General features: G+C 70.4%; 13 protein-coding genes. 6 read left to right on the top strand and 7 right to left on the bottom strand.

Going from position 1 to position 14,323, the window contains the following annotated elements; all coding sequences use genetic code 11:
• Positions 1-8: 8 nt before the first annotated feature.
• A complete protein-coding gene (locus tag ACTMTJ_RS06465) occupies positions 9-923 on the bottom strand; it encodes a GNAT family N-acetyltransferase (protein WP_441215185.1) in 915 nt (304 codons plus the stop codon).
• 76 nt (positions 924-999) lie between these two features.
• On the opposite strand from ACTMTJ_RS06465, the gene ACTMTJ_RS06460 reads away from it, so the two are divergent.
• Positions 1,000-2,022: an endonuclease/exonuclease/phosphatase family protein gene (locus tag ACTMTJ_RS06460; RefSeq protein ID WP_441215184.1), complete on the top strand. Its 1,023-nt coding sequence runs from the start codon at positions 1,000-1,002 to the stop codon at positions 2,020-2,022.
• Here ACTMTJ_RS06460 and cimA read toward each other — a convergent pair.
• Positions 1,996-3,588, bottom strand: a complete 1,593-nt coding sequence (cimA, locus tag ACTMTJ_RS06455; protein WP_441215183.1) for a citramalate synthase — start codon at positions 3,586-3,588, stop codon at positions 1,996-1,998. The two genes, ACTMTJ_RS06460 and cimA, sit on opposite strands and share 27 nt — an antisense overlap.
• 235 nt (positions 3,589-3,823) lie before the next feature.
• Here cimA and ACTMTJ_RS06450 point away from each other — a divergent pair, with 235 nt between their 5' ends.
• From ACTMTJ_RS06450 to ACTMTJ_RS06440, 3 genes are all read left to right on the top strand, one after another.
• On the top strand, positions 3,824-4,246 hold the full coding sequence (locus ACTMTJ_RS06450; protein WP_441215182.1) for a PRC-barrel domain containing protein: 423 nt from the start codon (positions 3,824-3,826) through the stop codon (positions 4,244-4,246).
• An 85-nt stretch (positions 4,247-4,331) separates the two neighbouring features.
• Positions 4,332-5,057, top strand: coding sequence for a tyrosine-protein phosphatase (locus ACTMTJ_RS06445; protein ID WP_441215181.1), 726 nt, complete (start codon positions 4,332-4,334; stop codon positions 5,055-5,057).
• 62 nt (positions 5,058-5,119) lie between these two features.
• Positions 5,120-5,410 (top strand): hypothetical protein, encoded by a 291-nt coding sequence (locus ACTMTJ_RS06440; RefSeq protein ID WP_441215180.1) that lies wholly within the window; start codon positions 5,120-5,122, stop codon positions 5,408-5,410.
• A gap of 571 nt (positions 5,411-5,981) precedes the next feature.
• Here ACTMTJ_RS06440 and ACTMTJ_RS06435 read toward each other — a convergent pair.
• Positions 5,982-7,079 (bottom strand): branched-chain amino acid aminotransferase, encoded by a 1,098-nt coding sequence (locus ACTMTJ_RS06435; RefSeq protein ID WP_441215179.1) that lies wholly within the window; start codon positions 7,077-7,079, stop codon positions 5,982-5,984.
• Between the two features lie 86 nt (positions 7,080-7,165).
• Positions 7,166-8,197, bottom strand: a complete 1,032-nt coding sequence (locus ACTMTJ_RS06430) for a 3-isopropylmalate dehydrogenase (RefSeq protein WP_441215178.1) — start codon at positions 8,195-8,197, stop codon at positions 7,166-7,168.
• A gap of 145 nt (positions 8,198-8,342) precedes the next feature.
• Here ACTMTJ_RS06430 and ACTMTJ_RS06425 point away from each other — a divergent pair, with 145 nt between their 5' ends.
• Positions 8,343-9,215, top strand: coding sequence for an FAD:protein FMN transferase (locus ACTMTJ_RS06425; protein WP_441215177.1), 873 nt, complete (start codon positions 8,343-8,345; stop codon positions 9,213-9,215).
• A gap of 275 nt (positions 9,216-9,490) precedes the next feature.
• Positions 9,491-9,844 (top strand): hypothetical protein, encoded by a 354-nt coding sequence (locus ACTMTJ_RS06420; protein ID WP_441215176.1) that lies wholly within the window; start codon positions 9,491-9,493, stop codon positions 9,842-9,844.
• A gap of 155 nt (positions 9,845-9,999) precedes the next feature.
• Here ACTMTJ_RS06420 and serA read toward each other — a convergent pair whose 3' ends face one another.
• The 3 genes from serA to ilvC form a co-directional block, all read right to left on the bottom strand.
• Positions 10,000-11,598, bottom strand: coding sequence for a phosphoglycerate dehydrogenase (gene serA / locus ACTMTJ_RS06415; protein WP_441215175.1), 1,599 nt, complete (start codon positions 11,596-11,598; stop codon positions 10,000-10,002).
• Between the two features lie 276 nt (positions 11,599-11,874).
• Positions 11,875-13,104 (bottom strand): mannosyl-3-phosphoglycerate synthase, encoded by a 1,230-nt coding sequence (gene mpgS, locus ACTMTJ_RS06410; protein WP_441215174.1) that lies wholly within the window; start codon positions 13,102-13,104, stop codon positions 11,875-11,877.
• A gap of 186 nt (positions 13,105-13,290) precedes the next feature.
• The gene (gene ilvC, locus ACTMTJ_RS06405) at positions 13,291-14,304 is read right to left on the bottom strand and encodes a ketol-acid reductoisomerase (RefSeq protein ID WP_441215173.1); all 1,014 of its coding nucleotides are present in this window, start codon (positions 14,302-14,304) and stop codon (positions 13,291-13,293) included.
• Positions 14,305-14,323 lie beyond the last annotated feature (19 nt).

Below are 14,323 nucleotides of genomic sequence, written 5' to 3'. Positions count from 1 at the left end.
CCACGGTACTACCAGACCATCGTCACCACGCGCTCGAAGTTCGCGTACCCGGCCCGCTCGAAGGCGCGCGCCATCGGCATGTTTCCCACGTCGGTGGCGGCGCGGACGCGCGGCACGTCCTGGCCCGCCAGGAAGCGCGTGGCCTCGCCGACGAGGTCGTCGACGTAGCCGTGACCGCGGTGGGCCGGGCGCACCGCGATGTATCCGATGATGGGCCCGTAGTCGTTGCGCGCCGGGCACACGAAGCCCACCGGCTCGCCGCTCGGCAGCGTGCCCACCAGCCACCACTCACGCGGGCTGCGGTAGTGCGCGAGCTCTCCGTCGAAGTGCTTGCGGGCCGCTTCCGCCGGGGTCATCGACTCGAGGTCGAGGAGGCTGTGGCCGTCGAGCGTGCCCTCCAGCACCTCGGTCATCAGATCGAGCATCTCGCCGGCGTCGCGCACCGGCCGAAACGCCAACCGCCCGCGCGGCTCGGGCAGCGGCGTACCCGGCCGCCACTCGAAGCGCAGCCGCTCGACCAGCGGCCGCGCGCCGGCGCCCGCGAGGATCGCCACGCGCTCGTCCACCGCCGCGGGATCGTCGTGCCAGTCCGGCGGCACCAGGCGGTAGTACTCGGCGGGACCCACCGCGGCCAGGGCGGCGGCCACGAGCCGCGCACCCACCGCCCGCCGGTCCCGGTCCCCGTCATCAAGGTCAAAAACGTCAAGCAGCCTTGGTACCGGCTCCGACTCCCTCCCCCACCAGGCGATCCGTGCCACGACACGGTCACCTCGCGTGGCGACCCACATCCACGCGGCACGCCGTCGACCTGTCGCGAGGTCGTCGGCGAGCTCGTCGTTCAGCACGTAGGGCAGCGAGTTGAAGAGGCCTATCTCGTCCGGCCCGGTGATCGGCCGGATCGTCAGATTCTCGGTCAAGGCCACAGTCTGCACACAACCCACACGAGGCCTACAACCGATTTACACCATTCTGGTGGATCACCGTGGATACGGTCGAAGCATGGCGAGAGGGCTGACGGTGCTCTGCTGGGCGGTCGCCGCCCCCGGGCTGCTGTGGGCCACCGTGCGGCTCCTCGGCGTCGAGCGCGGGCCGCTCGTGCAGCTGCTCGCCTTCACGCCGTACGTGGCCGCCTGGAGCCTCGTCCCCGTCACGCTGGCGCTCGCCCTGCGGCGCTGGTGGCCGGCGGGCGTCGCGGTCGCCGCCGCGGTCGCGCTGATCGCCGTGGTGGTGCCGCGCGCGGTCGGCGGCGCCACCGACGTCGAGGGTCCTACGCTCCGCGTGCTGACCGCCAACCTGCTCGCCGGCGCGGGCGACGCGGAGACACTCGTGCGGCTGGTGCGCCAGCACGAGGTGGACGTGCTGGCGGTGCAGGAGTTCACGCCCGAGGCCGCCGCCCGCCTCGACGCGTACGGTCTGGCCGGGCTGCTGCCGCACCGCGAGCTCAACCCCGTCGTGGGCACCAGCGGCTCGGGGCTGTACTCCCGCTTCCCGCTCACCGGCACCGGCGTGCGGGAAAACCCGGGCGGTTTCACGCAGGCGTACGGCACGCTGACCGCGCCCGGCGCCGCACCGGCCACAGTGGAGTCGGTGCACCCCATGGCGCCGTACGCGTTGGGAAAGCTCCGCGACTGGGAACGCGACCTCGACGGCCAGCCACGGGCCACGCCCGGCGGGCCGCTGCGGATCCTGATCGGCGACTTCAACGCCACGCTCGACCACGCGCCGCTGCGCCGCCTGCTCTCCTCCGGCTACCGCGACGCCGCGGACGCGGCCGGCGCGGGGCTCACCGGGACGTGGGGGCCGTACCTGCCCGACCGCCGCCATTCGTCGGATCGCGGGCCCGCGATCCGAAGGATAGCGGCCAGAATAACTGGCGACCGGATTCCACCGGTCACCATCGACCACGTGCTGGTGGACCGCCGCGTCGGCGTACGCGACGTATCGGTGCTTCGCCTCCCGGGCAGTGACCACCGCCCGGTCTACGCGGAGCTGGCGCTACCGCGAGGCGATCTGCGCGGGTGACAGCCCGTACGTGAGCGCGTCGACGAGCGCGTGCCAGCTCGCCTCGACGACGTTCTCGTGTACGCCCACCGTGGTCCAGTCGCGGCCGCTGCCGTCGACCGTCTCCACGAGCACCCGCGTGACCGCGCCGCTGCCGTGGCTCCCCTCGAGGATCCGCACCTTGTAGTCGGCGAGCTCGAAGTGGGCCAGCGCCGGATAGTGCCGCCGGAGCGCCACCCGCAGCGCCTCGTCGAGGGCGTTGACCGGACCGTTTCCCTCGGCGGTGGCGATGACCCGCTCGCCCCGTACCCGGACCTTGACGGTGGCCTCGGAGACGACGGCGCCGTCCTCGCGGTGCTCGACCTGGACCCGGTAGGACTCCAGGGCGAACGGCTTCGCGGTGGTCTCGCCCGGCAGCTCCGAGCGGACGAGCAGCTCGAAGGAGGCGTCCGCGGCCTCGAAGGACCAGCCGCGCGCCTCCAGCTCCTTGACCCGGCGGGTGACCGAGGAGAGGGCTTCCGGATGGCCGGCCAGGTCGAGACCGAGCTCACGACTCTTGAGCTCGATGCTCGCCCGGCCGGCCATCTCGGTCACCAGGATCCGCATGTCGTTGCCCACGATCGATGGGTCGATGTGGTTGTACAGCACCGGATCCACTTTGATCGCGCTCGCGTGCAGCCCCGCCTTGTGAGCGAATGCCGCGGCCCCGACGTAGGCCTGGTGGGTGTCGGGGGCGATGTTGGCGATCTCGGCGATGGCGTGCGAGACGCGCACCGTCTGTTCCAGGCAGCCGTCCGGTAGGACGGGCAGCCCGAGCTTGAGCTGGAGATTGGCGACGACGGCGAAGAGGTCGGCGTTGCCGGGCCGCTCGCCGTACCCGTTGGCGGTGCACTGGAAGTGCTTCACACCCGCCTCGACCGCGGCGACGGTGTTGGCGACGGCGCAGGAGGTGTCGTTCTGGCAGTGGATGCCGAGCCGCTCCGGCCCGACGCCGAGGCGCTCGACCAGCTCACCGATCGCGGCGGTCACCCGCGACGGGAGCATGCCGCCGTTCGTGTCGCACATCACGACGACCTCGGCGCCCGCCTCGAGGGCGGTGGAGACGACCGAAGCGGTGTACGCGGGGTCGTAGCGGTAGCCGTCGAAGAAGTGCTCGCAGTCGAGGAACACCCGCCGCCCCTCGGCGACGAAGTGGGCCACGCTGTCGTGCACCATGGCGAGGTTTTCCGCGCCGGTGGTGCGCAGCGCCCGCTCCACGTGGCGGATGTCCGACTTGGCGACGAGACAGACGGCGGGCGTCTCGGCGTCGAGCAGCGCGCGTACCTGCGGGTCGTCGGCGACCGCGATGCCGGCCTTGCGGGTCGCGCCGAACGCCACGAGTACGGCGTGTTTAAGAGGTAGCTCGTTGCGGGCTCTGGCGAAGAACTCGGTGTCCTTGGGCATCGCTCCCGGCCAGCCGCCCTCGATGAAACCGACGCCGAACTCATCGAGGAGCCGCGCCACGGCGAGCTTGTCCACGACGGAGTAGCTGATCCCCTCACGCTGCGCCCCGTCACGGAGCGTGGTGTCATACACCTGGAAGGTCATGGCTCTTCCTCTCCTGTCCAACAAAAAGACCCCCCGCGGTCGCGGGAGGTCTGCGCGCTCGGCGTGAGGGGTGCCGGCGCGCTAGGTGCCAATAATGAGGGCGAGGTGGGTCACGAGTAGACACTCTGCCACCGCGCCGGCACGTTTGGAAAGCAAGGTCCACATCTCGGGAAGGGTCACTAGGTTAGGTGACCCTCGATGTGGGGTACCTCCTGGGTCGGAAGGAGTGATAGCCGTGAACAGGCACGATCCCCAGACCCCGTACCAACCCCCGACCCCGAATGAGGTCGGTGGCTCGATGCCGGGTGCCGTGCCGGGACGGGCGTTCGACCCGTGGACGTATCGCGACGACGCCGGCGTGACCGGCGCGGACCTCGTCGGCTACAAGGTGGAGGCGACGGACGGCGGCATCGGCAAGATCGACCGATGCAGCTATGAGGTCAACTCCAGCTACCTGGTAGTCGACACCGGCCCGTGGATCTTCGGTAAGAAGGTCATGCTGCCGGCGGGCGTCGTGAACAACGCAGACCACGAGGACCGCAAGGTGTACGTGGACCGGACGAAGGACGAGATCAAGTCCGCGCCCGAGTTCGACGAGAACACGTACACGGACCCCGTTTACCGGGACAAGCTCGGCTCGTACTACACCGGGCTCTAGTAGATCGGTTCCCTCCCTCTGAGGACCGGGGCGCTCACGCGGCCGCGTGAGCGCCCCGGTTTGCCTGCTGAGCTACCGTAGCGGCGTGGATCGCACGCTGCCCCTTACCACCACATTCAACTTCCGCGATGTCGGCGGCTACGTGGGCCACGAGGGCCGCACCGTGCGCTGGCGGCGGCTTTTCCGTTCCGACTCGCTGCACCGCCTCGACCGCGGCGACACGGAGGCGTTCGCCGCGCTGGGCGTGCGGACGGTCATCGACCTGCGCCGCCCCCACGAGGTCACCCGCGACGGCCGCGTGCCCGAGTACACGGGGCTCGGTTACCTCCACATCCACCCCGAACACCAGGACTGGGACGAGATCCCGTTCGAGGAGGAGCTGGGCGTCGCCCGCTACCTCGCCAACCGCTACCACGACCTGGCCGAGCAGGGCGTGGCGGGCATCTCCACGGCGATCGGCGTGATCGCCGACGAGGCCGCCGCCCCGGTGGTCGTGCACTGCGTGGCCGGCAAGGACCGCACCGGCGTGGTCTGCGCGCTCACCCTGTCGGTGCTCGGCGTGAGCGACGACGACATCGCCACGGACTACGCGCTGAGCACGGAGGCGTCGGCGCGCTTCACCGAGTTTCTGCGCACCCGCAAGGTCCGGGTGAACGACATCCCCCGCCCGTACTTCTCCTCGCCCGCCGAGGCGATGCTCCTCTTCCTCAAGGAGCTGCGCGAGCGGCACGGCTCCCCCGAGGGCTACCTGCTGGCCGCCGGCATCCGGCCGGAGCAGCTCGCCTCGCTCCGCACGCACCTGCTCTCCTGACCGCTGTGTGACATCCCACCGCCGGGTTGACGGCCGGCGGGCGGGAGGCGGACGGTAGCTGGATGGAGGATCTGCCGGCCGAGGCTGCCCGCCTCCGCGACGCCATCTCGTGCGAGCTGCACGCCCAGCTCGCCCTCCGCGGCGAGACCATCGACCTGGCGGCCGTGCCGGAGGTCGCCTACGCGGTCGCGATGCGGCTCCGGCAGGCATTCGCGATCGAGTGGGCCCCACGCTGGGACGACACCCCGGACGACGACGGCTCCCTGGGCCTGGACGCCGCGGTCTTCCACGCGTCGACCGCGCCGGCCGCCGACCGCTACCCGATCTTCGACCACGGCTGGCCGCGCCCCTGACCCGCTACAGGTCCCCGCCCGGCCCGGCGCTGGTCCGCTCCCCGGCAGGCGGCTCGCAGACCGAGCCGAACCCCGGCCAACCCGCCAGATCTTGGTATTTAGTGGCCCCTATGGGGGCCAATCCGTGCCAAGATCTGCTTGCGTCCCAAAGAGCGGCCGCTCGTCGTGGCGTTGCTTCGAGGCAGATTTGCCCGGCCGTCCACTGCCAGCTCCGCGAGACAAGCCCGAGCGGGTCTGCGCGGTCCCTACCTCCGCCATCCTGACGCAGTGTCACCAGCCAAACGGCCAGACTTCGAGATCTAGGAGATTTAGGGTTGAAATAGCGCCCTAACGCTCCTAGATCTCGAATCTCGCGCCGCTCACACCGCCGCGACGGTTACTCGCGGCAACGGAACCCCTGCTGCTTTCCCCGATCGCCGATCCGGGAATAGACATTGTGGACAAACGTCGAGCACCGGCGCGACCAACGGCGGACGGGTGAGGCCGCGGGAGCAGCGGTCTGGACCACCGCGGACATCGCGGTAGCCCAAATCTTTATTGATGGTCCAGGCGGCAACCCGCCGCGGAGGCGCTAGAGGACGCGGTGGACCCAGCCGTACGGGTCTTCGGCGCGGCCGCGCTGGATGGCGACGAGCTGCTCGCGCAGGCCCATCGTCACCTCGCCGGGGCCGCCGTCGCCCATCGTGAACTCGCCCTCGGGGGTGCGGACGACGCCGATCGGCGTGATGACCGCGGCCGTGCCGCAGGCGAAGACCTCGCGGAGGCGGCCGCTCGCGGCGTCGGCGCGCCAGTCGTCGAAGCTCACCAGGCGCTCCTCGACGCGGCGGCCCTCCCGCGCGGCCAGCGCCAGCACCGAGTCGCGGGTGATGCCGGGCAGGATCGTGCCGGTCAGCGGCGGGGTGGCCATGGTGCCGTCGTCGTAGACGAAGAAGACGTTCATGCCGCCCATCTCGTCGACGTACTTGCGCTCGACGGCGTCGAGGAAGACCACCTGGTCGCAGCCGTGCTCGATGGCCTCGGCCTGTGCGGCAAGGGAGGCGGCGTAGTTGCCACCGCACTTGGCCGCGCCGGTGCCGCCGGGCGCGGCGCGCGTGTACTCCTGGGAGACCCACAGCGCGACGGGCTTGACGCCGCCCGAGAAGTAGGCGCCCACCGGGGAGGCGATCAGCGCGTAGGTGTACTCGAGCGCGGGGCGCACGCCGAGGAAGACCTCGCTCGCGTACATGAACGGGCGCAGGTAGAGGCTGCCCTCTTCGGTCGCCGGGATCCAGCCGCGGTCGATCTCGATGATGTGGTGCAGCGCGTCGAGGAAGACCTGCTCGGGCAGGTGTGGCATGGACATGCGCTCGGCCGAGATGTTGAAGCGGCGGGCGTTGGCGTCGGGGCGGAACATCGTCACGCCGCCGTCGGCCGCGTGGTATGCCTTCAGCCCTTCGAAGATCTCTTGCGCGTAGTGCAGAACGGCGCTGGCCGGGTCCATCATGATCGGCCCGTATGCCTCGACGCGGGCGTCGTACCACCCCTTGCCGTCGGCGTATCGGATCGTGACCATGTGGTCGGTGAAGATGCGGCCGAAGCCCGGGTTGGCCAGCAGCGCGGCGCGCTCGGTGGCCGATACCGGCTGAGGATTCGGACGGATCTCGAAGTCGAGCTTGTCACCACCGCTCATGGCGCTGGACCTCCAAAACTATGGGAATGCAGGATACCCCGAACGCTCGTTCAAAAGCGCGGGGTGAAGAAGGGGGGAAGAGCGGGCTACGCCGCGGCAGCGGCGGCGAGCCGGTCGCCGACCTCGGCGGTGCGCAGCGGGGCGCCCGGGGTGCGGGACGCCAACTCGGCCGCGACCGCCTCGGATACTCGACGGGACTCGTCGGCGTGGCCGAGGTGATCGAGCAGGAGGGACGCCGACAGCACGGCCGCGACCGGGTCGGCCAGGCCCTTGCCGGCGATGTCCGGAGCCGAACCGTGCACCGGCTCGAACATCGAGGGAAACTCACGCGTCGGGTTGATGGAACCGCTCGCGGCGAGCCCGATGCCGCCCGTGACCGCGGCGGCGATGTCGGTGAGGATGTCGCCGAAGAGGTTGTCGGTGACCACCACGTCGTAACGCTGCGGCTGGGTGACCATGAACATGGCGGCCGCGTCGACGTGCTGGTACTCCGTCTCCACGTCGGGAAAGTCGGCCTTCACCGCCTCGAAGGCGCGCGACCACAGGCCACCGGCGTGGCTCAGGACGTTGGTCTTGTGCACCAGCGTCACCTTGCGCCGCTCGCGACGCTGGGCGCGGGTGAACGCGTCGCGGATGACCCGCTCGACGCCGTGTCGCGTATTGAGGCTCTCCTCGGTCGCGACCTCGGCGGGGGTGCCGCGGTGGAGCGTGCCGCCGGCACCCGCGTAGAGCCCCTCGGTGCCCTCGCGCACCACGACGAAGTCGATCTCGCCGGGCTTGACCTGGGCGAGCGGGCTGGAGGTGCCGGGCCAGAGGCGGGAGGGCCGCAGGTTGACGAACTGGTCGAAGTCGAAGCGGAGCTTGAGCAGCAGCCCCCGCTCCAGCACGCCCGGCGGGACGCTCGGGTCGCCGACGGCGCCGAGCAGGATCGCGTCGTGCTCGGCCAGCTCGGCGAGCACGGAGTCGGGCAGGACCTCGCCGGTGCGGTGGTAGCGCGCGGCACCCAGGTCGTACTCCGTCGCGGTCACCCCGGGGAGCACGGCGTCGATCACCTTGCGGGCCTGCGCGACCACCTCGGTCCCGATGCCGTCGCCGGCGACCACCGCGATGTGTGCCACGTCGAACCCCTTCGTCAGACCGCCTACTGAAGGAACGTTAATCGCCCGTCCCGATTCTCGGTACGCGAGTCTCACCATTCGGTACACAGGTCTTTCTCAGGTAATCCCCATGATCCGATCAACTTGAGGACCTACCTTGTCCAACATGGCGATCCAGCAGGTCCCGCTACCGAGCAAAAGCGTCGCACGTGCGGGGCGGCCGAGAGACGGGCGGGGGCGCGCGGACCTCTGGCTCGGCTATCAGGGCCCGGCCAACAGGCCGTTCGGTGCCGCGACCGCCGCCGCCACGGGCCGCCTCGTCGCCCGCCACGCGGTGCACACCTCGGCCGCCGACTTCTCGCTGATGCTCGTCGCGCCCCCGTGGATGAGCCGCCGCACGGTCAGCCTGGCCATCGCCGACGCGGTCGCCGAGCTCCGCGCGATCGACGTGACCTACAGCCCGCTACGCCGCGGCAGCCTTGTGTCGCTGCTGCGCCGCGGCGAGGTCACCCCCGACGCCTACCCACCGCTCGCCGACATCGTGGCCCGCTGCGACGCGATGCGGGCGGCCACCGACGGGTGGTTCGACGCCTGGGCGGTGCCCGGCGGCTTCGACCCGGGCGGTCTGCTCAAGGGCTGGGCGGTGGAGCGGGCCGCCGCGCGGCTGCGCGCCGCGGGCATCGAGGACTACGCCGTGGTCGGCGAGGCGGATCTCGCGGTGCGGGGCAACGCACCGCACGGCGGGCCATGGCGCGTCGCGATCCACCACCCGCGCGAGCCGCGCAAGGTGGCGATGGTGCTGGAGATGACCGAGGGCGCGGTCGGCACCTCCGGCATCACCGGCCACCGGGGGCACGTCGTCGACCCGCACACCGCCGAGATCGTGCGCCACGTGGGCTGCGCGGTAGTGGCCGGCCCCGACCTGTCCGTCGCCGACGCCTACGCGACGGCCCTCTACGCCGCCGGGCCCGCCGGCCTCGGCTGGTTTCCCACTGTGGACGGTTACCGCATGCTCTTCGCAGAGTGCCGCCCCGCCTAAAGGCTTTCACTCCAGGGGGTAAGGAAGATCAGCCTCCGCGGTCTCGGCAAGTGACCGCGGAGGCTGATCGGCAGTTCGGGTACGCGTGGCTCGCGCACACGGGAGGTGCGGAAACACACCTCGCCGGCCGCGTCACCCGAAGACGGGCCCACGCGGTGTGTAACCGAATGAATACGCTAGCGACTCGCCCCGACCGGGCGCAAGGCGGGGCCCCCGCCGCGTGTCGCGTGGGGTGGGCACCCCCGGGCGTTCACCGGATGGCAATATCTGTGCCCGTGAGTTTTGACCTCGTCGTGTGGGCCCTCGACGGTGGCGCCACGCCAGCGGACGTACGGGCGGCGCATGAGCTGTGCCGCGAAGGTGAGCACGCGGAGGGCCAAGTCGACCGCAGGATCGGCGGCTTCTACGCCGAGCTGACCGCCCAGTATCCCGACAAGGAGCCGGTCGCGGACAGCCCGTGGGCCGACGCTCCCCTGCACGTCGCGCCCGACCACGTCCTGATGTGCCTCGACGAGTCGTGCGCGGACGCCGTGCTGGAGGCGATCGAGCGTCTCGCCGGCCAGCACGACCTCATGCTGCTCGACCTCCAGGACGGCACCGTCTACCCACCGCCAACGCGGGTCGTTTGAGGCCCGAAGATCCAATTCAATCTGGGCTACCGCGACGTCCGTCGCGGTAGCTCAAATGATCGAAGCTGGCGGCCGCTCCGGACGGTCTCCAGATCTGGCGTGGTCAGGCGGAAGGCGTTGTGGGGCTCCCCGCTCTTGGCGGGGAGCCCTGACGCTTACTCTTCGCGGAGGTCGGCCGCGCTCGCCGCGGTCGCGCCGATCACGTCGGCGGCCTGGGTGAGCAGCTCGGCGCCCACCGAGGAGTCGACGGTCAGCGTCATCAGCGCCTCGCCGCCGGCCTCGCGCCGGGCCACCTGCATGGCCGCGATGTTGACGCCCGACTCGCCCAGGATCGAACCGATCGCGCCGACGACGCCGGGCCGGTCGACGTACCGGAAGAAGAGCAGGATGCCGTCGGCGGTGAGCTCGAGGTCGAACCCGTCGACCTCGGTGAGCCGGATGATCTCCTTGGTGCCGCTGACGACCACGGTGCCGGAGACGCTGACGGTGCGGCCGTCGGGCAGCGCGCCGCGGACGGTGACCAGCGTCGGCTCGTCGACCGAGTCGGCGAACGTGGCCAGGTCGACCTCGACGCCGCGGTCGGCCGCGACGAGCGGCGCGTTGACGTACGTGACCTGCTCCTCGACCACCGAGGCGAAGAGGCCCTTGGTGGTGGCGAGCTTGAGCACGGACACCTCGTTGGCGACGGCCTCGCCGCGCACCTCGACGGTGACGCTGGCTGCCACGCCGCCGGCGACGGCGGTGAAGACCTTGCCGAGCTTTTCGGCGAGCGGGAGCAGCGGCCGCACGTCTTCCGCGACCACGCCACCGGCCTGCACGTTGACCGCGTCGGGCACGAACTCGCCCTGGAGCGCCAGCTTGACGCTCTTGGCGACCGCGAGGCCGGCCTTGTCCTGCGCCTCGGCGGTGGACGCGCCGAGGTGCGGGGTGGCCACCACGTTGTCGAGCTCGAACAGCGGCGACGCGGTGCACGGCTCCTTCGCGTACACGTCGATGCCGGCGCCGCCCACCCGGCCCTCGGCGATCGCGTCGGCAAGGGCCTGCTCGTCGATGAGGCCGCCGCGCGCGGCGTTGACGATACGCACGCCCGGCTTGACGAGCGCCAGCTCCTTTTCGCCGATGAGGCCCACGGTCTCCGGCGTCTTGGGCAGGTGGATCGAGATGAAGTCGCTCTCCCGCAACAGCTCCTCCAGCCCGACCAGGCGGACGCCGAGCTGAGCCGCGCGGGCCGGCTGCACGTAGGGGTCGTACGCGATAAGGCGGGTGCCGAAGGCGGCGATCCGCTGGGCGAAGAGCACGCCGATGCGCCCGAGACCGACCACGCCGACGGTCTTGCCCTGGATCTCCACGCCGGTGTACTTGGACCGCTTCCACTCGCCGGCCTTGAGCGCGGCGCTGGCGCTGGCGGTGTTGCGCGCGACCGCGAGCAACAGCGCGAGGGCCTGCTCGGCGGCGGAGACGATGTTGGAGGTGGGCGCGTTGACGACCATGACGCCGCGGGCGGTGGCGGCGGGCACCTCGACGTTGTCGAGGCCCACACCGGCCCGGGCGACGACCTTGAGGCGGGGGGCCGCGGCGACAGCCTCGGCGTCGATCTGGGTGGCGGAGCGGACGATCACGGCGTCGGCCTCGGCCAGTGCGGCGAGGAGTGCTGGGCGGTCGGTGCCATCGACGTGGCGGACGTCGAAGTCGTGCGCGAGCACGTCGATGGCGGCGGGAGCGAGCTCTTCAGCGATCAGTACGACGGGAGTCATCTGTCCTCGTAGGTTTGTGGGCGGGTTGTCGGCAGCGCGTCGACCTTGAGTGAGTGTGGCCGTACAGCGCGCCGCTCTGCGCCCTGCGCCTCCCCCGCGAGCGGACGGCTCTCGCGGTCATCGCCATCCGTCGCACCGGACGTCTGGGCGCGACGATCGGCGCGGGGAAAGCGTGCGTGCCCTATCCCGCGATGGTAGGCGTACGAGGACGCTCAGTCGCTCCCGCCTCGGCGTGAGCGCCCTCACAACCCTTTACAAATGCGACGTAACCGGCGGCTACCCGAACGGGTGACGGTCGACACGAGCCAACTGGCGCCCCACCTGGCGGAACGACGTGGCCTCCGAGCTGAGCGCGTCGAGGAACGTGTCGAACGCCAACGAGCCCACCGGAGGGTAGATCCGCTCCCGCGGCGGCTCCTGCCCCGGCGCCAGCGCGCCCTCCGAGACCATGAACTCCAGGATCGCCTCGCGCACGGCCGGCAGCGCGACCGGCGAGTGGTACAGCACGTTGAGGGCCTGCATGCGCATGCCCTTGACGTGGTCCTCGCCCTTGTTGTCGTGGAAGTGCGGGTTGCGCGTCTCGATCTGTAGCACCGGCACGGAGTGCGGCAGCACCTGCGAGGAGACGGCCGGCAGCACGCCGCCGAACTGCTCGAACAGCTCGACGTACTCGAACGGCTCCACCGCGAAACCGCCGGCCAGCCGCATTTGCAGGCCGAGCTCGAGGCTGAGCGCGTGCTCGCCGGCGTTGCCGGTCGCGATCACCTCGGTGCCGAAGCCCGAGTACTCCGCGACGAGGCGGTTGAGGAACATGTTGGTGACTTCGGAGCTGCGCCCGCGGCGGCTGAAGAAGAGGCGGCCGTCGCGCAGCTTGGGCTTGGAGTGCCAGGAGATGCGGACCATCGAGTACGGGCTGTCGGCCGAGGCCAGGTGGAGGCCGGCCGCGTAGGCCTTGCAGTACTCGTTGACCGCGCCGGGAACGTAGTTGTCGGCGTCGACGTAGCCCAGGTGGCGCCGGCCGGTCATGGCGGCCATCGCCATGCCGATCAGCATCGCCTCGCCCTTGCCGGTGCGGACCAGCCCATCGTCGTCGATCAGCTCCGGCATGCCGGCGGCCTTGATCGCCGCGGCGAGGCCGGGATCGCGCTGGTGAATCGCCATGGCCGGCCGCTCCGCGGAGCGGCAGAACTGCTCCAGGCTCTGCACCTCAATCTCGTACCGATCGACGGGCTGGCGAGCACTGTTACTGACGAGAATGATGAGGCAATCGTGCGGAATTCCAGAGAGCACGCCTTCAATTACTCTGCGTGTCTCATTCATGCACGGAATAACGACGACCAATTCCTCCTCGACCGCTCGCATGGCGTCGGGGGGCACTAGCTGACTATGGGATCCGCCCTGGTCAGCGCCGCGTTGCGCGCCCGAGTCGAGCTCGATGACGCGCTGAAGCTCGTGGATCCGGACGGCGCCGAAGCGCTCGGTTCGGTGCGGTTGCTCCAGACGCATGAATCGACGGTACCCGAGGGTTCGATTAAGTGCCGTAAGCGAAGACAGATTGGGGGGAAGGTGGGGGGCAACGCTCGCAATAGTTCCAAGCACGCAATCTGCTGGTAACGCAGTCTCGTCCGATCCGTGATCAAGGCGCACGCAACCTTCCGAGGGGTTGGAGCGTACGCCTTGATCAAACGGACGTCAGGCGGTTTCGGTGATGGGGCGGTCGACCCAGCTCATCATCGACCGGAGCTTCTTGCCGGTCTCCTCGATCGGGTGCGCGGCGCCCTGCTCACGGTACTTGTTGAAGTTGGGGCGGCCGGCGTCGTCCTCGGCGATGAGCTCGCGGGCGAAGCTGCCGTCCTGGATCTCGCCGAGGATCCGGCGCATCTCTTCCTTGACCCGGTCGTCGATCACGCGCGGGCCGCGGGTGTAGTCGCCGTACTCGGCGGTGTCCGAGACGCTGTACCGCATGCGGGCGATGCCGCCCTCGTACATGAGGTCGACGATGAGCTTGAGCTCGTGGAGGCACTCGAAGTACGCCACCTCGGGCGCGTACCCCGCCTCGGTGAGCACCTCGAAGCCGGTCTGCACCAGCGCCGTCGCGCCGCCGCAAAGCACCGCCTGCTCACCGAAGAGGTCGGTCTCCGTCTCTTCCTTGAACGTCGTCTTGATGACGCCCGCCCGAGACCCGCCGATGCCCTTCGCGTACGACAGGGCCAGCGCGAGCGCGTTGCCGCTGGCGTCCTGCTCGATGGCCACGAGGCACGGCACGCCCTTGCCGTCCACGTACTGGCGGCGGACCAGGTGACCCGGGCCCTTCGGCGCGACCATGGCCACGTCGACGTCGGCCGGGGGCTCGATCAGGCCGTACCGGATGTTGAGCCCGTGCCCGAAGAAGAGCGCCTTGCCCGCGGTGAGGTTGGGCGCGATCGACTCCGCGTAGATCTTCCGCTGCGCGGTGTCGGGCGCGAGCAGCATGATGACGTCGGCCCACGCGCTCACCTCGGCCGGCGTGCCGACGGTCAGGCCCTGCTCCTGCGCCTTCGGCCGGCTCTTCGACCCCTCGGGCAGGCCGATCCGCACCTCGACGCCCGAGTCCCGGAGGGAGAGCGAGTGGGCGTGGCCCTGGCTGCCGTACCCGATGACGGCGACCTTCTTGCCTTGGATGATTCCAAGGTCCGCGTCATCGTCGTAGAAGACCTCTGCGGCCATGGTTGTTCTGCACCTTTCG

It is taken from the genome of Phytohabitans sp. LJ34, assembly GCF_052068095.1.
GTDB lineage: Bacteria > Actinomycetota > Actinomycetes > Mycobacteriales > Micromonosporaceae > Phytohabitans.
This window is presented reverse-complemented; position numbering and strand designations above follow the sequence as displayed.